The sequence below is a fragment of the Armatimonadota bacterium genome, from assembly GCA_016125185.1.
Classification (GTDB): Bacteria; Armatimonadota; Fimbriimonadia; order Fimbriimonadales; family Fimbriimonadaceae; genus Fimbriimonas.
In genome coordinates, this window is record WGMG01000009.1 from 131,098 (window position 1) to 151,064 (window position 19,967).

The 19,967-nt window shown below is 55.9% G+C and carries 16 protein-coding genes; 9 read left to right on the top strand and 7 right to left on the bottom strand.

What is annotated here, in order from left to right; all coding sequences use genetic code 11:
• Positions 1–83: 83 nt before the first annotated feature.
• Positions 84–1,619, bottom strand: coding sequence for an alpha-galactosidase (melA, locus tag GC165_19835; protein MBI1335121.1), 1,536 nt, complete (start codon positions 1,617–1,619; stop codon positions 84–86).
• Positions 1,620–1,673: 54 nt separating this feature from the next.
• On the opposite strand from melA, the gene GC165_19840 reads away from it, so the two are divergent.
• From GC165_19840 to GC165_19860, 5 genes are all read left to right on the top strand, one after another.
• Complete coding sequence (locus GC165_19840; GenBank protein MBI1335122.1) at positions 1,674–2,105, top strand: hypothetical protein; 432 nt, start codon at positions 1,674–1,676, stop codon at positions 2,103–2,105.
• 117 nt (positions 2,106–2,222) lie between these two features.
• Positions 2,223–4,583 carry a DEAD/DEAH box helicase gene (locus GC165_19845; GenBank protein MBI1335123.1) on the top strand — a complete coding sequence of 787 codons (2,361 nt, stop codon included), beginning with the start codon at positions 2,223–2,225 and terminating at the stop codon, positions 4,581–4,583.
• Between the two features lie 3 nt (positions 4,584–4,586).
• A complete protein-coding gene (locus GC165_19850) occupies positions 4,587–6,053 on the top strand; it encodes an N-6 DNA methylase (GenBank protein ID MBI1335124.1) in 1,467 nt (488 codons plus the stop codon).
• On the top strand, positions 6,050–8,395 hold the full coding sequence (locus GC165_19855) for a hypothetical protein (GenBank protein MBI1335125.1): 2,346 nt from the start codon (positions 6,050–6,052) through the stop codon (positions 8,393–8,395). The genes GC165_19850 and GC165_19855 overlap by 4 nt, the downstream gene beginning before the upstream one ends.
• Positions 8,396–8,513: 118 nt before the next feature.
• A complete protein-coding gene (locus GC165_19860; protein MBI1335126.1) occupies positions 8,514–10,031 on the top strand; it encodes a DUF1800 family protein in 1,518 nt (505 codons plus the stop codon).
• A gap of 262 nt (positions 10,032–10,293) precedes the next feature.
• On the opposite strand, the gene GC165_19865 is transcribed toward GC165_19860, so the two are convergent.
• Positions 10,294–11,247 carry a GNAT family N-acetyltransferase gene (locus GC165_19865; GenBank protein MBI1335127.1) on the bottom strand — a complete coding sequence of 318 codons (954 nt, stop codon included), beginning with the start codon at positions 11,245–11,247 and terminating at the stop codon, positions 10,294–10,296.
• Between the two features lie 142 nt (positions 11,248–11,389).
• Complete coding sequence (locus GC165_19870; protein MBI1335128.1) at positions 11,390–12,235, bottom strand: esterase; 846 nt, start codon at positions 12,233–12,235, stop codon at positions 11,390–11,392.
• Between the two features lie 65 nt (positions 12,236–12,300).
• Here GC165_19870 and GC165_19875 point away from each other — a divergent pair, with 65 nt between their 5' ends.
• A complete protein-coding gene (locus GC165_19875) occupies positions 12,301–13,245 on the top strand; it encodes a hypothetical protein (GenBank protein MBI1335129.1) in 945 nt (314 codons plus the stop codon).
• On the opposite strand, the gene GC165_19880 is transcribed toward GC165_19875, so the two are convergent.
• The 4 genes from GC165_19880 to GC165_19895 form a co-directional block, all read right to left on the bottom strand.
• A complete protein-coding gene (locus GC165_19880) occupies positions 13,242–13,592 on the bottom strand; it encodes a hypothetical protein (protein MBI1335130.1) in 351 nt (116 codons plus the stop codon). The genes GC165_19875 and GC165_19880 overlap by 4 nt on opposite strands.
• Before the next feature lie 36 nt (positions 13,593–13,628).
• Complete coding sequence (locus GC165_19885) at positions 13,629–14,174, bottom strand: hypothetical protein (protein MBI1335131.1); 546 nt, start codon at positions 14,172–14,174, stop codon at positions 13,629–13,631.
• A gap of 733 nt (positions 14,175–14,907) precedes the next feature.
• A complete protein-coding gene (gene ftsZ / locus GC165_19890; GenBank protein MBI1335132.1) occupies positions 14,908–16,092 on the bottom strand; it encodes a cell division protein FtsZ in 1,185 nt (394 codons plus the stop codon).
• Positions 16,093–16,239: 147 nt separating this feature from the next.
• Entirely contained in the window at positions 16,240–17,112 is an 873-nt protein-coding gene (locus GC165_19895; protein ID MBI1335133.1) for a hypothetical protein, read from the bottom strand.
• A gap of 153 nt (positions 17,113–17,265) precedes the next feature.
• Here GC165_19895 and GC165_19900 point away from each other — a divergent pair, with 153 nt between their 5' ends.
• The 3 genes from GC165_19900 to GC165_19910 all read left to right on the top strand — a co-directional run bounded on the left by GC165_19900 (position 17,266) and on the right by GC165_19910 (position 19,965).
• Positions 17,266–18,150 carry a hypothetical protein gene (locus tag GC165_19900; GenBank protein MBI1335134.1) on the top strand — a complete coding sequence of 295 codons (885 nt, stop codon included), beginning with the start codon at positions 17,266–17,268 and terminating at the stop codon, positions 18,148–18,150.
• Positions 18,151–18,957, top strand: coding sequence for a hypothetical protein (locus GC165_19905; GenBank protein MBI1335135.1), 807 nt, complete (start codon positions 18,151–18,153; stop codon positions 18,955–18,957).
• A 132-nt stretch (positions 18,958–19,089) separates the two neighbouring features.
• On the top strand, positions 19,090–19,965 hold the full coding sequence (locus tag GC165_19910; GenBank protein MBI1335136.1) for a polysaccharide deacetylase family protein: 876 nt from the start codon (positions 19,090–19,092) through the stop codon (positions 19,963–19,965).
• Positions 19,966–19,967 lie beyond the last annotated feature (2 nt).

Below are 19,967 nucleotides of genomic sequence, written 5' to 3' on the forward strand. Positions count from 1 at the left end.
CCTTTGCTAAGGGGCATCTTGGCTTTATCCTCACCACACGGCTAGAACTCCTTGACTAAAGGCTAAAGGCTAAAGGCTTAGAACTACTCCGTCATCCCTGCTTTATCCGACGCCTTGGCGGCTTTCTTCGCCGCTTCATCGGACTCCATTTCCTCGACCGACCGCGTATGCAATCGCGCGGCACCGGTGTTGCCTTCAAACCGGGCCAGGTTCGGCTCCAACGTCAGCGATTTCTCCACCAGCGGGATGGATTCCGTGTACTGAGGCAGCCAGTCCCGCAGAGCCACGAGCATGCGGTCGGCCATCTGCCAGACCTCGTTGGGGTTGCAGACGGCGCCGGTGAGCGGGTCCATCATCATCGCCTGCTTCAGCAGACCGATGTCGCCGCTAACGGCGGCCCCGACCGCCAGCCTCTGCACCGAAACCGACGCCTGGCACACCGCCGCACAGCCCAGCGGAAGGTCGCCCGCCAGCGGCATGTTGATGCCGTTGCCATCCACGTACCCCGGCGCTTCGACGATGCAGTCATCCGGCAGGTTGGAGATGACGCCCTGGTTGCGCACATTGAAGTGCCCGCGGTAGATGCGTCCGGTCTCCAGGGACTCTAAAATATACGACCCGTGCTCCAGGCCGCGGTCCTCGGGGTTGAAGGTGAACGGCTTGTCGGCCAGCCACTTGGGGTACTCGTGCTCGAACCAGTTGCGCCCCTCGGTGCAGACGCGCAGGTAGCCGCCGGTCTCGCCGTTGATCCAACTGGAAAGGTCGATCCACTGCTCGATCTCGTCTGGCCGTTTGCGGTACCACGGCACGTACTCGCTGAGGTGGCCGTTGGACTCGGTGGAGTAGTAGCCGAACCGGCGGAGCATGTCGATGCGGACCTTTTCGGTGCGCGCGTACTCGGGGTGCCGCTCGAAGCCCTCCAGTAGGTACGGCGTCATATCCTGCCCTTGGAACCGCACCTGCACGTACCACGTTTGGTGGTTGATGCCCGCGCACACGATGTCGACGTCTTTGCGCGTGACGACGCCGTCGGGCGGAATCCAGCCATTCTCGCGCGCCAAAAGCTGAATGACGGACGCCAGTTGGCCGTGGCCGCCGATGACGCCGTGGCAGAGGCCGATGGTGGGCACGTCGGTGTACTCGGAGCACGCCCAAGTGAGCATGGCCATGGGGTTGGAATAGTTGAGGAAGAGGGCGTCGGATTCGGCGACGGCTTCGATGTCGGCGCAGAAGTCCAGCAGGACGGGAATGCCGCGCTGGGCGTACATGATTCCGCCCGGGCCGAGGGTGTCGCCCACGCACTGATCCACGCCGTAGGCAAGGGGAATTTCGACGTCGTGGCGGAACGCTTCGAGCCCGCCCACGCGCACGAAGCTAAAGATATACTTGGCGCCGTCGAGGGCGGTTTTTCGGTCGAGGCTGGCGGTGATTTTGGTGGGGAGTCCGCTCTCGCGCACGTCTCGCTCCACCAGTTGCCGAACCATCTCCAGGTTGCGCGCGTCGATGTCGTGGAGGGCGATTTCGATCTCGCGAAGCTCGGGCACGCACAGAATATCGCGGATCATCGTCCGCGTAAACCCAACGCTACCCGCCCCTAATACCGCGATTTTTTGTAACATTTGGTAAGAATATCTGGTGCGTTCGCGTGACGAAGCGTTATCATCTTAGGATTCATGAAAATGAAGTCTTTGAAATTATTTTTTGTGTTGTGGGGAATGTGGATGTATTTTTCCAGCGCCGTGGTCATCACACGGTTTGAGTTTGCGCGGGCGGTGGGCCGTCTGGTGCACTCTCGGCAGCCCCTCCTGATGCGGTTTACCGAAGGAACGTGGTGGATCACGGACCGGGTGTACCACGTGGTCGAGTTTACGATTCTGTCGATGCTGGCGCTGAAGCTTTCGCCTTACCTGCAGAAGCGACCGTTTGCGCTGATCCCGATGGCGTTGCTGATCGGGGCGGCGGACGAGTACCACCAGTTCCTGGTGAACGCCGGGGCGGCGCACACGTACGACGTGCTGATCGACGCGATCGGAGCGGGTGTGGTGCTGTGGGTGTACGTGCGCGGAAGCATTAAGCGAGAGTCGATGACGGCGATCGTGGCTTAAGATTCGGGAAGCCGGACACCTCAAGCCATAACGGATGGCGGTCGGTGATGTCTTTGCCGGATAAGTTTGGGGTAGTCAAAACTAGTCTCCAGATAAAATGTCTCGACAGGGAGGAGGATGGACAAAAAAACACTTTCGGAAGCTGACATCCGCACCAAATTCATTTTGCCCGCCATCCTTGGACCAAACGGCGAAAAGTGGGATAACCGCCATCAAATCCGCGAAGAGGTTCATTTCACGAACGGTCGCGTGATAGTCCGAGGAAAAATGGTCAGGCGTGGCGAGTCGAAGAAAGCCGACTACATTCTCTATTACAAACCGAAGTTAGCATTAGCCGTCGTCGAAGCAAAAGACAATAATCACGAAGTCGGGGCTGGGATGCAACAAGCTCTCCAGTATGCCGAAATCCTCGACATTCCATTTGTGTACAGTTCCAACGGGGATGGGTTCCTGGAGCATGATCGAACCGTAACGGAGGGCTCGGTAACAAGAGAATTAGGTCTTCACGAATTTCCATCCGCCGAAGAACTCTGGGCTCGTTACTGCAAAGCAAAAGGCTTAACGCCCGATCAGGAGGTTGTCACCACTCAGGACTATTACGATGATGGCTCCGGTAAAATCCCCCGCTACTACCAAGCAATTGCGATTAACCGAACCATCGAAGCGGTCGCCAAAGGGCAAGACAGAATCTTGCTGGTGATGGCAACCGGTACCGGTAAGACCTACACTGCCTTTCAGATCATATGGCGACTATGGAAGTCCGGCGCAAAGAAGCGAATCCTGTTCCTAGTTGATCGCAATGTCCTCGCGGACCAAACCAAAACCAATGATTTCAAGCCATTTGGTCAGGCGATGACCAAGGTCACCCATCGTACGGTTGACCCATCGTACGAAATCTACCTCTGTCTGTACCAGGCAGTCACCGGGACCGAAGAAGATCAAAACATCTATAAGCAGTTTAGTCCGGGGTTCTTCGACCTCATCTTTATCGACGAGTGTCACCGTGGCAGTGCCGCCGCCGATGCCTCCTGGCGAAAAGTCCTCGAATACTTCTCATCAGCCACGCAAATTGGGCTAACGGCCACTCCTAAGGAGACCAAAGATGTCTCGAACATCGACTATTTCGGCCAACCGATCTACACGTATTCGCTGAGACAAGGAATTGAAGACGGATTCCTCGCGCCGTACAAAGTGGTCCGAATCGGAATCGACAAAGACCTTGACGGCTGGCGTCCCGAGGCTGGTCAAACCGACAAGTACGGTCGAGAGATCGAAGATCGAGAATATAACGAGCGAGACTATGATCGAAATCTCGTCCTCGAAAAACGAACCGAACTCGTAGCGGCTAAGATCACCGAGTTCCTGAAAGCTACCGGTCGATTCTCAAAAACGATCGTCTTTTGTGAAAACACAGACCATGCCGAACGCATGCGACAAGCTTTGGTGAACGCCAACCCTGACCTCGCCGCGGCTAATAGTCGCTACGTAATGCGGATCACGGGTGATGACAACGAAGGGAAGCGTCAACTCGACAATTTTATTGATCCAGAATCGACCTTTCCCGTCGTTGCCACAACCTCTCAACTCATGTCGACGGGAGTGGATGCCCAAACCTGTAAGTTGATCGTGCTCGATAAGCGGATCGAATCCATGACCGAATTCAAGCAGATCATTGGACGCGGTACGCGGATCAATGAGGATTACGACAAACTCTACTTCACGATCATGGACTTTCGACGGGCAACGTCACTCTTTGCCGATCCCGATTTCGACGGCGAGCCAGTCCAGATTTACGAGCCAGGACTGGACGAAACACCTGTGCCACCTGACGACGAACCATTAACCGAAGAAATCGATGACGAGAGCGGTACCGACGAAACGGAGGATGAGGAGGATATGGTCCGCGAACGAACCAAGCGGTACGTAGTGGACACCGTCGAGGTTCGGGTTGCCACCGAAAGGATTCAATATCTCGGGGCGGATGGAAAGCTCATTACCGAGTCCCTCAAAGATTACACACGAAAGACGTTGCGTAAGACTTACGCTTCCTTAGACTCATTTTTGACGAAATGGAACGACGCCGAAAAGAAGCAAGCCATCCTCGAAGAACTTGCTAGTCAGGGGGTGTTCATTGATGAACTCTCCGAGCAAGTCGGGCGAGACTATGATGCCTTCGATCTCCTCTGCCACGTGGCGTTCGATCAGCCGCCCCTGACTCGGCGTGAACGCGCCGAGAGCGTGAAGAAGCGAAATGTCTTTGGGAAGTACGGTGATCAAGCCCGGGCTGTCCTCGAAAGCCTTTTGCAAAAATATGCCGACACCGGCATTGAGAGCGTAGAGTCGCTTGATATACTCAACGTGGACCCGCTACGGGCGTTCGGGACACCTGTTGAGATTGTCAGGTTGTTTGGTGGCAAGCCAGGTTACTTAGCTGCGATTCGGGAACTTGAGACGGCCTTATACGCGGGCGCTGCTTAGGCCATGTCAAACGTTTCGGGAATCGTCAAGTCCATTCAGGACATCATGCGGAAAGACGCCGGAACGTACGGCGATGCTCAACGGCTAGAACAACTCGGCTGGATGCTCTTCCTCAAGATTTTCGATGATCGCGAACAGGAACTCGAAATCCGCCGTGAGGATTACCAATCTCCCTTGCCCTCTCATCTGAGGTGGTCGGCGTGGGCCACCAATCCCGAGGGGATCACCGGCGATCCGTTGCTAGATTTCGTCAATAACACGCTCTTGCCAAAGCTCAAGTCGATCACTACCGACAAAGATCAGTTGACCAAAGTCTTTCGGTCGACTTTCGAAGATGCCAACAACTACATGAAGAATGGCACCCTCATGCGGCAGGTCATCAATAAGATCAATGGTATCGACTTCAACGCCAGCGATGACCGCCACATGTTTGGCGACATCTACGAGAAACTTCTTCGCGACCTTCAGTCAGCGGGTAACGCGGGTGAGTTCTATACACCACGAGCCGTGACCCAGTTCATTGTTGACATGGTGAATCCGCAACTGGGTGAACATGTGATGGACCCCGCCTGCGGAACCGGAGGCTTTCTAACTTGCTCCATAGAGCATCTTCGAACGCAAGCAAAAACCGTGGAAGACGAGGCTATTATTCAAAGTTCTTTTTCCGGCATTGAAAAGAAAAATCTGCCTCATGTCCTCTGCATGACAAATTTGTTGCTGCATGGAATCGATACTCCTTCCAATGTTCAGCATGGAAACACTCTCGCAAGACCACTAACCAGTTGGGGACCAAGAGAGCGTGTTGAAACTATCGTTACCAACCCACCCTTTGGCGGGATGGAGGAAGATGGAATTGAAGCAAATTTTCCCTCTGAGTTCCGAACACGGGAAACCGCTGACCTATTCCTTGTCCTCATCATGCGGCTCCTCAAAGATGGTGGCCGCGCAGGATTAGTTCTTCCTGACGGAACTCTTTTTGGTGAAGGTGTCAAAACTCGAATCAAGGAAGCCCTGCTAACCGAATGCAATCTCCACACAATTGTGCGGCTACCCAACGGCGTCTTTAACCCTTACACCAGCATCCGCACCAACCTTCTGTTCTTCACGAAGGGTGTACCAACGAAAGAGGTTTGGTACTACGAACATCCATATCCAGAAGGAATTAAAAGTTACAACAAAGGAAAGCCGATTCGAATTGAAGAATTCAAACCAGAAAAAGACTGGTGGGGGGAAGAAGCCGATGGCTTCAAATCCAGAGTTGAAAACGAACGCGCCTGGCGAGTATCACTTGACCATGTTAAAGCTGGAAATTTCAATCTTGATCTTAAGAACCCGCACACTGTCGACAATGGCCCCGGTGACGTGAACTTTCTTTTGGATGAATATGAAAGCCTCCTCGCTAAGATCGCCAGTACGCGCTCCAAGCTAAAGCAAGAACTCAGTCGCGCTATTAGCGGAACAGTCGAATGAATATCGAGACATTTTTCGGAAGGTTCGACAAGTTGGCTAACTCCGTAGGATCAGTCGAAAATTTGCGTGAATTGGTGCTACACCTTGCCATAACCGGTCGACTAGCGGAGCCAGAGCCTGAAGACGGTCCGGTTAGCGAACTCCTTACTGCACTTTCGGCATCGGCTAATCGTCATGGGAAAAGTCGAGGACCAAGCATTGAATCTGTGATTAATTCAGAATCGATTGTTGACCGCCCTATTGCTACACCTACTCATTGGGCTTGGGTTCCACTAAATAAGATTGGACTAATTTCTGGAGGAATGACGCCATCAAAAAATATTCCTTCTTACTGGGATGGTGACGTGAATTGGTTTTCGTCGAAAGACATCAAGGCTGATGAACTGAACGAATCAGAACTCAAGATCACCCGAAAAGCAACGGGGGCCACAAGGCTCAATATTTATCCTCCTGGCTGTCTGGTTATGGTTGGTCGAAGTGGCATTCTTAAGCGGACTTTTCCCGTTTCGATACTGCGGGTTGAAGGCACCGTCAACCAAGATCTAAAGGTACTGTCACCGTTTGTTGCGGGAATGGAGCGTTACCTTCAAGTCATGCTTCGCAGCATGAAAAGCTTCATTCTCAAGTCGTTGGTGAAAACCGGAATGACCGTTCAGAGCTTGAAGTACGAAGAGTTTGAAATGCAAGCGTTTCCCCTACCTCCTATTGGTGAGCAGAAGCGGATCGTTGCGAAAGTTGACGAATTGATGGCTCTATGTGACCAACTGGAAGCACAACTTCGTGAAAGGGAGGCGCAACAAGCCGAACTCGCCCGAGCCTCGCTTGCTCGCTTTGCAGCCGACCCAACCCCGGCCAATCTCGAATTTCTTTTTCATCAGGCGTTCGACATTGACCCCGCCGATCTCCGCAAAGCTATCCTCACCCTTGCCCTTCAAGGGAAACTCGTCCCCCAGGAACCCAACGACGAACCAGCCTTTGAAATCTTAAGTAGGGTAAGCAAACATAGGGAACAGCATGCAAAGGTGAAGGCTGAGAAGATGACCACACGCATTCATAAGCTAGGTAAAGACCAGAGATTTCACCAAATTCCTGCATCATGGACTTGGTGTCGGCTCGGTGATATAGTTCTTGAATTTCGTTACGGTACATCTCGAAAATGTGATCGTAATTCAAAAGGCGTACCAGTCCTACGAATCCCAAACATCCAAAGTGGTCTGGTCGATGCGACAGACCTAAAATTCACAGATATGCCTGAAGCGGAGTTTGATAGCTTGAGATTGCGAGAGGGAGATCTGCTCCTAGTTCGCTCCAATGGAAGCGAGAGTTTAGTTGGACGAAGTGCAGTCGTTACTTCAACTGACGAAAAGTATGCCTATGCGGGTTACCTTGTTCGCGCAAGGATTCCAAGCGAGGAGGTTTCCGCGCACTTTTTGCAGATTGCGCTCAGTACACCCGCTGTGCGTTATCAAATTGAAGGACCTATTCGAACTACAAGCGGGGTGAAGAATATCAACACTAGCGAGCTATCGAATATCGCTTTTCCGCTTCCACCACTCGCGGAACAGACACGGATCGTGGACAAAGTGGGGCTACTAATGGCTTTAGTGGACCAGTTGGAAGCCAAGCAGAAAGAATCAAGGGCCAAGGCTGAAGACCTTCTGGCAGCATTGGTTCATGCCATAACGGTCCCACAATCGCCCTCGCACGTTGCCGAGTCAGAACAGCCAGACTATCAAACCTTCATCCATCCAAGCGTCTTTCTCGCTGCCGAGATTACCGATCGTCTCCATGACCACAACACTTTTGGTCAAACCAAACTTCAGAAAGTCATTTACCTCGCAGAGTATTGCCTTCAACTTCCTGAGATAGAGAGTTCTTACGTTCGATACCAGCGTGGACCCTATGATCCAAACCTCATTGACAGGATCGAAGCAGGATTAGTGGAACATCAGTGGTTTGACGTGCAATCGAGATCGGAAGGTAAGGGAAGACAATACTCTCGACTGGATGGCGACGAACGTTACCATGACCTTGTTCGCCTTCAATGGCAAGACAAAGCGAAGGAGATTCGAGACCTTGTCGACATGTTACGGACTTGGTCGAGTGAAGACTGCGAAATCTTCGCCACTCTCTTTGCGGCTTGGAATGACTTCATCATTCATGGCGAAGAAGTCACCGACGACAAGATCATCAACGAAGTCTTGTATAACTGGCATGAAGAAAAGCAGCGAATCTCGAAACCCACTTGGCAGAAGAAACTCGATTGGATGAAGGCCAAGGGATTTATTCCTGTCGGTTACGGCAAGCCGACAAAGAAGCCAGATCAACCAAAGTTGTTCTAGTCCTGGTTCGCCAATTCTCAATTTAGCAAGAATTGCAGGCGGGTCCGATTGCCGGGATTGTTAATCCGCGCGGGACCGAAGTGAACCCTTTCCGTCCCTCATCGTTCACGCGTGACAAATGGAAAGCAGCTATGGGCAACAGATGGGGGACCGACAGAAAGTGGCGCACCTGCTCCGTCGATTTGGATTTGGGGCGAGCGAGGCCGAGCTGGACTACTACGCCAAAGACGGCCACGCCGGCGCGATCGACAAGCTCCTTGACTACGAGAAGATCGACGACGTGGTGAACGTGGACCCCGACAGCTTTTCCAACGGCAAGAACGTGGTGAACATGCGGGTGGCGCAGGGCATCTTCGCCATGCGGCTGGTGGGCACGATGCGCCCGCTGCAGGAGAAGATGACGCTGTTTTGGCACAACCATTTTGCCACCAGCAGTCAGAAGGTTGAGAACGCCTTTGCGATGCTCCACCACGTGGACACCCTGCGCGCCAACGCCCTGGGCAAGTTCGAGGTCCTGCTGAAGGCCATCAGCAAAGACCCGGCGATGATCTACTGGCTGGACAACCAGGAGAACGTGGCCGAGCACCCCAACGAGAACTTTGCTCGCGAGGTGATGGAACTGTTCACCCTGGGCGTGGGCCACTATACCGAGAAGGACGTGCAGGAGGCGGCGCGATGCTTCACCGGGTGGAGCTACGGCCCTCCGCGCCGAGGTCCGGCGTTTGCGGCTCGGCCCACCGTCAACCGCGGGCCCAACCGGTTCGAGGTGTACAAATTTGTGGAGGGCAACCACGACGACCGGTCCAAAACCGTGCTGGGGCAGACCGGCGACTTTGACGGCGACGACGTGCTTTCGTTGCTATGCCGCCAGAGGCAATGCGCCACGTTCATCACGCGGAAGCTGTGGAGCTGGTTTGGGTACGAGAACCCGGAGGACGCGCTGATCGAGCGGCTGTCGGGGCGGTTTTACGCGTCGGGGCTGGACGTTCGGTCGTTGGTGCGCGACGTGATGGAGGCGCCGGAGTTCTATTCGGACAAGGCGGTGCGGCGCGTCATCAAGAACCCGATCGACTTTACGGTGGCGACCATCCGCCAACTGGGCATGGGTCAGACGATGCTGGAGCGGATGAAGGAGGCGATCGCCAATCCGCAGATCAACGATAAGAATGGGCTGAACATCGCCCTGGTGCGCGCGATGGCTCCGGCCCAGGCGGCGCTGTCGGCATCGACCTCGATGGGCATGGAACTGATGACCCCGCCGGACGTTTCGGGATGGCGGACGGGCGCGTATTGGATCACGTCGGCGACGATGGTGGAGCGCATGAAGTGGGCCGACAAGCTGTTCGCCGGAGGTCCGGCGGGCGGGGCGGCAGGGCAGAATCCGCTGGGCGGTCAGCGCGGGGCCCAAGTGGGCGCACTGGCGTATCCGCTTTTTGCCAAGGACCCTTCGGCGGCGGGCGTGGTGGGGGTGCTGATGTCGGTTTTCGACGTCACATTGCCGGCGGCGAAGGTAGACGGCCTGGTGGCGGCGGCCGAAAAGGCGGGTGCGGGGTCGATGAATCCGCGCACGGCGAACGACGTGGCGCGCGAGGTTTGCAAGCTGTTGTTTGCGAGTCCTGAGTTTCAGATGTGTTGAGTTAGGGCGAGGGCCATTAGTTGGGAGTTTGAAGTTCCCTACCTCACCTCTTCGCTAGCTCCTTCGTCGCGCGAAGGTCCTCTCCTGAAAGGAGAGGAAATCGTGCCTTCATATTCCTGTCTCGACACAGAGGGTCGGATAGGGTAGCCCCGTCTTCGCCAAGAAGGCTTCTGCGGACATAATGGTGCCGAAGCTTAGCGTAGACCCTGGGGAAACTCGCAAAACATGAGAGTCCGAGGAGCGGAGCGACCCGGGCGAAGCCCTACCGAAAGTCCCTTCGCATACTCAGGACCGCCGGTTGACGAACGAAACCCAGCCGCTCGTTGATGGCGAGCATCGGGGTATTGCGCGAGTCGTTATCGGTCTGAATCTCTTTGAGCCCGGCTTGTTTTGCCGCGATGATCTGCCTGATCTTCAGCGCGACGGCGATCTTTTGTCCCCGGGCGTCTCGGCGTACGGCAGTCAGCCACTGGTCAACGCGGCCGCTCGCCTGGTCGATGTACGCGCCGGTGAAGCCGACGAGGCGACCATCCTGCCAAGCGAAGAAGGTCAGACGGGGGGCAAAATCGGGTTCCTCGATGACCTGCTCATCGAAGAATTCGAACGAGATCGGGGTTGGCGGGGCGCTTCGCGGCACGTCGTGCCGGACCTCGCAAAAGAGGTCGTACCATTCGCGCCGAAATTCGGGCGAATCGACCTCGGCGAACGACTTGAATTCGATACTGGTCGGTGTTACCGGCAGTTCGGGGTCGTCGAGGGCAGTGAGGTCGAGGGTGGAGACGAAGTCGCGCTTTTGCTCCTTGTAGCTGCGCTTGCTGGCAAACCGTAGCGACGGCTCGTCGGCCCCGGAGACCTGAACCGCGATCGAGAGTACGTCGAGAATTTGGAGCTCTTGTTCGATGGCTTGATAGAGGGCTTCGCCCACACCTTGGTTGCGGAGGGTGGGTTCCACGCCAAGGTCGAGGACGAACTTTTGAGGATGGTACATGCCTGCTATTCGCTGGGCGATGGCGTAGCCGATTGGCGCGCCGCACCGTTCGGCAATGAAGATGATGCGCTGAAGCTCAGGACCGAGGGTTTGCTCGTCGCGCAGGACCTCGTTCGCGCTCAGCTTGTGGGCCGGTGTGCAGGCGTTTTGGAGCCGAACGAGATTGGCAAGGTCACTCGGCTCGTAGCTTCGAATGGTTACGAATTCTTTGCTCTTTCCGCTTTCCATTGTGCGAACTCGGCGGCTTCCACCTTTTCGCGGTCCACCTTCTCAGCGGCCCGAATCATCGCCTGCAGAGCAAGTCGACCTAACTCTTTCGGATTTGGCCGAGCTTGCGCATCTAAGTCTTTCATCTCGTTGCATTCCGTGGTCACTTCTTCGGAAACAGATACGTAAGAATCGACGGAATGCGTCGTGACCATGCCAGTTCGTTATGCTCGGCGTTCTGCTCGATGTACAGCACCACGTCGGTGCGCGGTTTCCAGCCGTTCTGCACATACGCGTCGTACAAATCTCGCGTGTCGCGAACCGCGTCGGCGCCTTCTTTTCCACCGATGTCGATCCAGACGCGAGGGCGGCGAACGCGTCGCTCGGTCGGCTTGATCAGCTTCAGCAGAATGCGGTCATCGACCCAAACCGACGGCGAAACCACCCCGAGGCGACCAAAGATTTCAGGATGAGTAGCCCCCAGGTAGCAGGTGGCCACGCCGCCAAACGAGGAGCCGATCAGGCCGGTATTGTCCGGGCCGGTCTTGGTTCGGTAGCGTTCATTGATGATCGGCATGATCTCGTCGGTGATCATGCGCCCGTAGAGGTCGGCCTTGCCGCCGATCTCGCTGTTGTTCCACTTAAACTTGGTCGGCAGGTACTCGTTTGCCCGCTCCATCCCCGCGTTATCGATGCCGACGATGATGAGTGGCTCGATCAGACCGGCTTCGATGAGGGCTTCCGCCGCCTCGTCGGCGCGCCACTCCTGGTTGGGAATGTAGCTCGTCGCGCCATCAAAAATGTTCTGCCCGTCGTGCATGTACACCACCGGGTACCGCGTCTTGGTGTCCTGCTTGTAGTTCGGCGGCAGGTATACGATGAGGTTGCGGCTGTTGCCGAGGATTTTGGACTCGAACCCGTCGATGCGCTCGATGTTGCCGGTGAGCGACGACATCCGCTGCGGCTGTTGGAGGAAGGTCGTAGCAAGCAGAAACGGGGCGAGAATCATGTGGTAATTCTACTAGGTACCACGATTCGGTGAACTCGAACACGACTCCTTCGTGATAGCGGAGAATGATTATTGGCTCGATTGTCTTCGGCCTTTTGGTGGGGCAGACCCAGGTCAACGCGATGCCAGCATTGGTCTTTACCAGCGGCCATGATTCGCCGCCAAAAGCCGCCCTCGTTTCGCAGTACGTAAAGCAGGGCGACCACATCGGTTGGAAAGTGGCCGACGACGGCTCGTTTGTATACGTTAGCCCAAGGCGCATGGCCTACATCTTTCGTTCTTCGGTTGGAAAGATCAACAATTTGCACGCACTCAAAGCGTTCTCGCAAAAGCTTTCGGGAAGCGAGCCATCCATGAAACTAACCTTTGGAGAATTGCCAGAGGACATTCAGGCTCGGCTCACAAAGTCGCTGGCTCAATTCGATTTTGAGCCTGATTCCGAGTTGCAACTATCGGCGACCGCCTCGACCAACGTATCGGCCATGGGACGGTCGTTTGCCATGCAAAGCGTTCTTCATGGAGCTGAACGGTCCATCCGTATGAAACTGACACCCATTCAGGAGAAAGCGGGAGCTCCCCAACCCGGAGATTTGCCAGCGGTCGCCACTTATCAAATCTACTCGTTAGGACTGATTTTCGAGTCCGACACCTCGAACCTTGTCAAAGACGCGATAACCGAATTCGACCAAGAAATCGGTCGCCAAACCATCGAGGTTGAGAAGATCCTTTTCGACCGATTCGGCTCGATCCAACCGATTCCCGATCTCAAGGCCCGAATCGGTCAGGGAGTCGATTTGAAAGCCGACCGAGACCACGTAGACCCCGTCACCGGAGCATTGGCCATCAACTTGAAACTACAACGAAATCGCCTCGGCTTTAGCGACGACAAAGACTGGGACGAGTTTTCTCAACAAGCGAAGATCGACTCGGTGGGCATCGGATTCAACCTTTCATTCTCGACCCTACGGGACGGACGAGAGATACACACCAGCCTTTCCTTTCTTCCCTAGCCGCCCATCACCGACAGGTTTCCGCCGCACCAAGCGCATTTGGTTGGGTTGCGGGTGAGTACCTTGCGATGGCAGTTCGGGCACACCCGAGCGGCCTGAGTGATTTTGCCGTCCACCACGCCGTCGCGGGCGTCGACGTCGTGGATCGCCTTCAGCACTTCGTCCTCGGTCACGTTAAATTTGTCCTTCAGGAGTTGAGCCAGGGCGGCGCAGGAAAGTTCGAGAGCCTCGATCCGCTTCTCCAGAATCAAGGTGGTCTCTTCGGCGATCATTCGGGCGTCGGCCTGAGAAACCGAACCGGAATAGCCCGCTCCGAGGCGGGCGTCGGCAAGCATAAATCCTAACATGGCAATACCATGATACGACCGGCGAGCCGATGAGGTTTATTGAATCTTGATCGTGACCTCGTTGCTGAGGAAGACGCCCTTCGGGGTTTTGTCGTAATGGCTCTTGAGGTTCATCTTTTGCTCGGCTTCTTTATCAGGCATCAGGGGACCGCCGAGCCATGCTTCAAAGACCGGCGTGGAATCGTACCGGAGGCGGATCGTGTAGGTCCCGGGCTTCCGCAGGCACTCTTTGACTTCGTACTTGCTCCACGGCATGCCCTGAAGGATGTCGCCGGACTTGCCCTTTTCGATCTCCACGAAATCGGAGGCTTGGAGTGGGTTTGCGTTGCCGCATCGCCCGACTCCCTTCATCAGGAGCGGGTTCCACGTGCCGTTAGCCTGCTTGGCTTCGAGGACGCAGAAAGGGGCCTTACGCCCCCAATTCATGCCGTCTCGCTCGGCCACCATCTCAATCGTCTCTTTCGTGTTGTTCTTCACGAGGGCCCGGAAGATCACCTCGTCGCCGCTGGCATACGTTGCTTTCGGCGCCGAAAGTTGAATGGCGATCGGTGCGCTGGCGAGGGCGAGGAGCAGGGGTCCCATATTGCTTATGATGCGCGACCTTTGGTTTGGTTATGGGAGTTTTCGCTTTCTGCGACCCACTTCAGGGTCGTGATTCTAGCTGGCCCCTACCCTGGGTGCAGGCACCCAGGGCTAAGGTCTGCGACCCTTTCAGGGTCGAATCCGCAGAAAGCCCATGTGAGTTCAGCCCATGTGGGAGAATGCGGACTTGTCCGGGATTTGTTTAGCGAGACTTGTCTCGCAGAATTAGAGGGCGGGTTTCATAAAGCTCGCGCCAAACGGAGGTGAGCCTAGGGAGCGATCTGGACATCGTCGAAGCGCATGGCATTGTCATGGTGTAATCCATCTTAGGATCGCCCTTGGGGCCCAGATATCGGCAAACATGCAGGCAGGTGAACTGAAGGCCGCACCAATTCTCCCTTTCCCGCGTGGCCTTCGGCTATACGAGCCACCCGAGGCTGGCGAAGTTTAGTGGAACCGCTCCCACCTGTTTACGTCGTTCCTCGTACACATCCACGTCGGTCTTGCCTTGCGGAGCCTTCGTTCGGCCAGTAAGGGAGAATCGTGCTTTCCTCTCCTCTTAGGAGAGGACCTTCGCGCGACGAAGGAGCTTGCGAAGAGGTGAGGTAGGGATCGGCTAGCTCCAGTCTAATGGTGGGTTTGTCTCAGCCTCGCAGATGTCTTAACCACCCACAAAAAAAGTGGCCCTGATTCTCGATCAGGGCCGATATGTGGCTGGAGAATGATAAAGTCTTTACTCGCCGAGTCGTTGCCTTCGCAGGAATGTCGGGATGTCTAGATCAATATCTTCAAGTTGCGGCGCCGCCAGTTGAGATTGGCTGCTCTCGGCGGTCGGCGAACTTAAAGGTACAGACGGCGTAATCGGCGAAATGGGCTCAGAAGAAATTCGCGATCGCGAATATTCCACCGGAATCGTCGGCTGGACAAAAACACTCGGGTCGATCTTGGTCGCCACGGTCTGATTCTTCAGGTCCATACCAGCCGCCAGAAGCGTGATTTGCACCTCGCCCTCGCTGGTGTCCTTCATCACATGACCCATGATGATTTCGGCCTCTTCTGCGTCGGTGAACTGAAGGATGTACTCCATCGCTTCATGAGCTTCGCCGATGCTGAAGTCCGGTCCGGCGGTCACGTTGACCAAAAGTCGCTTCGCGCCCTGGATATTGGTTTCCAGGAGCGGAGAGTTAGCGGCCGCTTGTGCAGCAAGCTTCGCTCGCTGATCGCCCACAGCACGGCCAAGTCCCATGAGGGCGACCCCCGCATTGCTCATCACCGACCGAACGTCGGCGAAGTCGACGTTGATGATTCCAGGAAGCAGGATGATATCGGAAATACCCTGCACGCCCTGTCTCAGAACGTCATCGGCTTCGGCAAAAGCTTGCTGCATCGTCGTCTTCTTTTCGACGACGTCGAGGAGTCGGTCGTTGGGGACCGTGATGAGGGTATCGACCTGCTCGCGGAGCCGTTCGGCTCCGTCGTTTGCGAGCTTGCGTCGCTTGGGACCCTCGAAAAGGAACGGCTTGGTCACCACGCCAACCGTGAGAATGCCCATCTCTTTGGCGATCTTGGCTACAACCGGAGCTGCGCCCGTTCCCGTACCACCGCCCATTCCGGCGGTGATGAAGACCATGTCAACGTCTTCCAATTCTTCGCGAATGACGTCTTCGCTTTCCTTGGCCGACTTCTCGCCGACCTCCGGATCGCCGCCCGCGCCGAGCCCTCGAGTGAGGTCGGTGCCGAGCTGAAGCTTCTTAGGCGCCAGGCTCGTCGAAAGAGCCTGAGCGTCGGTGTTCATGGCCACAAAATGAACCCCCATCACGCCTTCGCGGATCATTCGATTGACGGCATTGCTTCCAGCACCGCCGACGCCGATCACTTTTATAGTCGCTTGATTTTCAAACAAATTTTCCGGTCGCATTGTTTTCCAGATTTTGCCGTCCAGGCAATTTACACGCGACAATCCCTTGTTGCGTATAGGGACGGAAGGGAGGCGTCAAAAGACGCTCCCAATATCATTCAACCTGCTAAATGGGGACAAGTTTCCCGATTGGGGAAAACGTGGGGATTAATTCAGGCGCTCGACGGCGTACTTTGCGAGGCCGACGAGCAGGTCTTGGTGACAAAGTCCCGCCACGTCTTGGATGGCGGTTTCGACCAACTCTAATGCCTTTTTCCGACTCGCATCGAGGCCATACACTGCCGGGTACGTCGCCTTCTGTCGCTCACGGTCGCTACCCGCTGCTTTGCCCAACTGCTCGGGCGTTCCCGTCTCGTTGAGGATGTCATCGGCGATCTGAAAAGCGAGCCCAATGCTCTCACCATACTCTCTTAGTCGCTCTCGGTGGGCAGGGTCGGATCCGAAGATCGCGCCGATCTCGCAAGACGCCGCGATGAGCGACGCGGTTTTGCGGCGATGGATGAGTTCGAGGGTCTCGGCATCGACCGGTTTACCCTCGCTGAGGATGTCGATCGTCTCGCCACCAACGACTCCGAACGTCCCCACGGCGTGGGTCAACGTCTTCAGGCATTCCACCGTCGCCGCCGGTTCCGAAGTCTGCTTACTGATGACCTCGAAAGCGAGCGCGAACAGCGCGTCACCCGCCAACAAGGCGATGGCCTCGCCGTACTTCACGTGGCAGGTTGGTCGGCCACGACGCAGGTCGTCGTCGTCGATAGCGGGCAGGTCGTCGTGGATCAGCGAAAAGCAGTGAATCATCTCGATGGCGCACGCGGCATCGAGGGCGGCCTTTTGCGAGCCGCCGGTCGCCTCGGCGCAGATGAGCGTCAGGACTGGGCGAAGCCGCTTGCCCGGCGCGAGGCAACTGTAGCGCATCGCTTCGTGAAGGAGCTTTGGTTCATCCTCGGACGAGGGAAGGAGCTGTTCGAGTCGGGAGTTCACTTCCAGGATGTAAGGGCGAAGCGAGGACTCGATATCCATCTAGTTCTAGTTTACAGTTTGCGATGAGTGGGATGCTTACGTTCGAAGCTGAAAGAACCCTCAGAAGCTCTCCTTCTCTGATCGAACGGGCAACCTCACCCTCGCCACTGAGAGAGCAGTCCAGCAGAGCCCACGCGGTACCCTCTTAAGGCGATGCCGAATCTGCTTTCCTTCCGGCCGTGGACGCTCCGGGACTGGAATCCCGAGGCGATCTCTCAACTGAAGAACCCAGAGCGTAAACCCGACGACCGTTCGCCGTTCGTCCGTTATGCGCGGGCGGCGGCGCTGTGGGCCGAGTGGACGCGCGAGGGCACAGTTGTCCAAGAGCACGAATCCAGCTTCCCGACCGTCGAAATGGGCGGCATCGAATTCAAGTTCGCGCTCGCGAGGATTCAGTCTCTCCGACCGCTCGTCTCGGTGCCGCCTTCGGCCAAGGAACACTATCAGCGGCTTCTGGAAGGCACCCAGGTCTACATCGACCCGATCATCGTCGTCCCGTTTGGAGACGGCTATCAGGTGGTCGGCAACCATGAGGTTTTCGAGGCCGCCAAAGCCTATCAGAGCGACCTCGCCCGGCCAGGAAAGATCCGCAGTTCCGACTACTGCCTGGTGGCCATCGCCGATGAAAAACTGCTCGATTCGGTCCAGGTTCGCAAGCTGACATTCGACTCGAAAAAGACCGACGAAGATATCGTCAACGATTTGCTTCGCGCGAAGTACGTCCTAAGTCCTAGGGCCGATGCCCCAGACTCGATTCGAGTTGAGATCGGCGACAAAATCCTCGTAAAAACACCTGAGTCGGGTGGAGCCTGGAAGCAGACCTTGGCCGCCGCTATTGGGGCAAAAAGCCTGGACATAAGTTCAAAACCAAACGATTCGGGGTCAAACGTTTCAGGTAAAAAGATCGTTCTCGCGTCACCAAAAATGTCGCGGAACGTCTTAGAAATCGGAACGGAATACCCGTTCGGGTCGGTCTACACGGAAATAGCTCCGCTATCTGGGGTTAAGATGTGGAGTCTGCGAGACTTTTCGAACTGAATGAAAGTTCTATTGATGGGAACAGGCGGAGCGGACGGAATACCGGCCCTGTACGGGGACGACCGCGTCAGCAAATATGCTCGAGCCAATGGAGGCAGAGACCTCCGCACCCGTGCTGCCGCCCTCGTGGACCGCGATTTCAAAATCGACCTCGGCCCCGACACCCTCAGCCAAGTCCATCGCTTCGGCATCGACCCCCGCGACTGGTCGGCGCTGTTTGTCACTCATAGCGACGAAGACCACCTGTGCCTGAGCGAAATCCAGTACGGCATGTTTCCGTTTGTGGAGTGCGAAAAGCTCGAATACACCATTTACGGAAACCCGATCGTGTGCGAACTGATCCGCCACCGCTACCCCGAGTGGCCGATCGACTTGATCGAGCTGAAGAAGTGGCACACCGTGACCCACGAGGCCTACCAAGTGACACCGGTTCACGCCACCCACAAGGGCGACGAAGAGTGTCACAACTTCATCATCGAAAAAGACGGCCGCCGGTTCTTTTACGCCACCGATACCGGCTTCTACCGTCAGGAAACATTCGACTTCCTCGCAGGCAAGGGACTCCACGCGATGGTCATCGAATGCACGGACGGATTTCACAAAACGCCGTACGTGGGGCATATGGACATCGCCCAATGTGTCGAGCAGGTTTCGCGCCTGCGGGAAAATGGCGCGCTGGCAAAAGGCTCCCAAGTTTTCACCACCCATCACTCGGCGGGAGGCGGCGCGACGTACGAAGAATTGGAACAAGCGCTGTGTCCGTACGGCATCACGCCAGGATTTGACGGACTTTCTTTTGAAGTTTGAATCCTTCGCTGGAAAAGAGCCGTCCGTATTAGAGCCAACGGATTGGCGGGCGCAATATTGGCCAGGATGGCCTACCTCTCTGTAACTCTTCGATTCGTTGTAAAATAGAGTTTCGGAGGCAAACACAACATCTTGGTTACCATTCTCGCCGGCATTCTCACCTTTGGCCAGCACACCGCCCCGACTCCAACTCAAACCGCCGCAACCACGACCGTCGCGCGCGTCACCACCCGAAAAGCCAACACCATGGGCAAAGTCTTCGTGGTGATGTACCACCACATTCGCGAGGGCAAGAACCTGATGTTCCGCTCGCCGGAGAAGTTCCGAAAGGACCTCGAGCGCTATTACGACATGGGCTTTCGACCGGTCACGGTGTCCGAGTACGTCGGCAATCGGATGAACCTTGCGCCCGGCGCTTCCCCGATCGTCATCACCTTCGACGACGCCCATCCCAACCAATTTACGATCCTCAAGGATGGCACCATCGACCCCAAATGCGCGGTCGGCGTTTGGCTCGATTTTGCCAAGACTCACCCCGACTTTCCGGTCAAGGGCACGTTCTATGTCCTGCCCGTACTGTGGGGCCAGCATAGCCTGATCCAAAAGAAGATCGACATGCTTCGCGGCTGGGGATCCGAAATCGGTAACCACACCTACGACCACCCTTTCCTCAACCGACTGAGCGACGACAAGGTCAAGTACGAAATCGCCCGCATGAACGACCTGCTGGTGAAGTACGGAATCCCGCCCAACATGCCGTTCTGCCCGCCCTACGGCGAGTACCCCAAGAATCGGCAACTGGTGAAATCGTTCGAGTACAAAGGCAAAACCTACCGCCACTCATCGGCGAGCATGGCGTGGGACTCTCCGGCGGCATCGCCGAACGACACCAAGCACTTCGACCGATATCACTTCGAGCGCATCGGAGCGAATGGCGGCGAAATGGGCATCGACTGGTGGCTGAACAGGCTCAAAAATGGCAAAGTTCAAGTCTACGTCGCTCCCTAAGA

Excerpts from the sequence above, each read along its gene's own strand:
- GC165_19840 (MBI1335122.1), top strand. The coding sequence starts at position 1,674 with ATGAAAATGAAGTCTTTGAAATTATTTTTTGTGTTGTGGGGAATGTGG.
- GC165_19860 (MBI1335126.1), top strand. The coding sequence starts at position 8,514 with ATGGAAAGCAGCTATGGGCAACAGATGGGGGACCGACAGAAAGTGGCG.
- GC165_19905 (MBI1335135.1), top strand. The coding sequence starts at position 18,151 with ATGAAAGTTCTATTGATGGGAACAGGCGGAGCGGACGGAATACCGGCC.
- GC165_19895 (MBI1335133.1), bottom strand. The coding sequence starts at position 17,112 with ATGGATATCGAGTCCTCGCTTCGCCCTTACATCCTGGAAGTGAACTCC.
- GC165_19865 (MBI1335127.1), bottom strand. The coding sequence starts at position 11,247 with ATGGAAAGCGGAAAGAGCAAAGAATTCGTAACCATTCGAAGCTACGAG.
- GC165_19870 (MBI1335128.1), bottom strand. The coding sequence starts at position 12,235 with ATGATTCTCGCCCCGTTTCTGCTTGCTACGACCTTCCTCCAACAGCCG.
- GC165_19850 (MBI1335124.1), top strand. The coding sequence starts at position 4,587 with ATGTCAAACGTTTCGGGAATCGTCAAGTCCATTCAGGACATCATGCGG.
- GC165_19845 (MBI1335123.1), top strand. The coding sequence starts at position 2,223 with ATGGACAAAAAAACACTTTCGGAAGCTGACATCCGCACCAAATTCATT.
- melA (MBI1335121.1), bottom strand. The coding sequence starts at position 1,619 with ATGTTACAAAAAATCGCGGTATTAGGGGCGGGTAGCGTTGGGTTTACG.
- GC165_19885 (MBI1335131.1), bottom strand. The coding sequence starts at position 14,174 with ATGGGACCCCTGCTCCTCGCCCTCGCCAGCGCACCGATCGCCATTCAA.
- GC165_19855 (MBI1335125.1), top strand. The coding sequence starts at position 6,050 with ATGAATATCGAGACATTTTTCGGAAGGTTCGACAAGTTGGCTAACTCC.
- GC165_19880 (MBI1335130.1), bottom strand. The coding sequence starts at position 13,592 with ATGTTAGGATTTATGCTTGCCGACGCCCGCCTCGGAGCGGGCTATTCC.
- ftsZ (MBI1335132.1), bottom strand. The coding sequence starts at position 16,092 with ATGCGACCGGAAAATTTGTTTGAAAATCAAGCGACTATAAAAGTGATC.
- GC165_19875 (MBI1335129.1), top strand. The coding sequence starts at position 12,301 with ATGATTATTGGCTCGATTGTCTTCGGCCTTTTGGTGGGGCAGACCCAG.
- GC165_19900 (MBI1335134.1), top strand. The coding sequence starts at position 17,266 with ATGCCGAATCTGCTTTCCTTCCGGCCGTGGACGCTCCGGGACTGGAAT.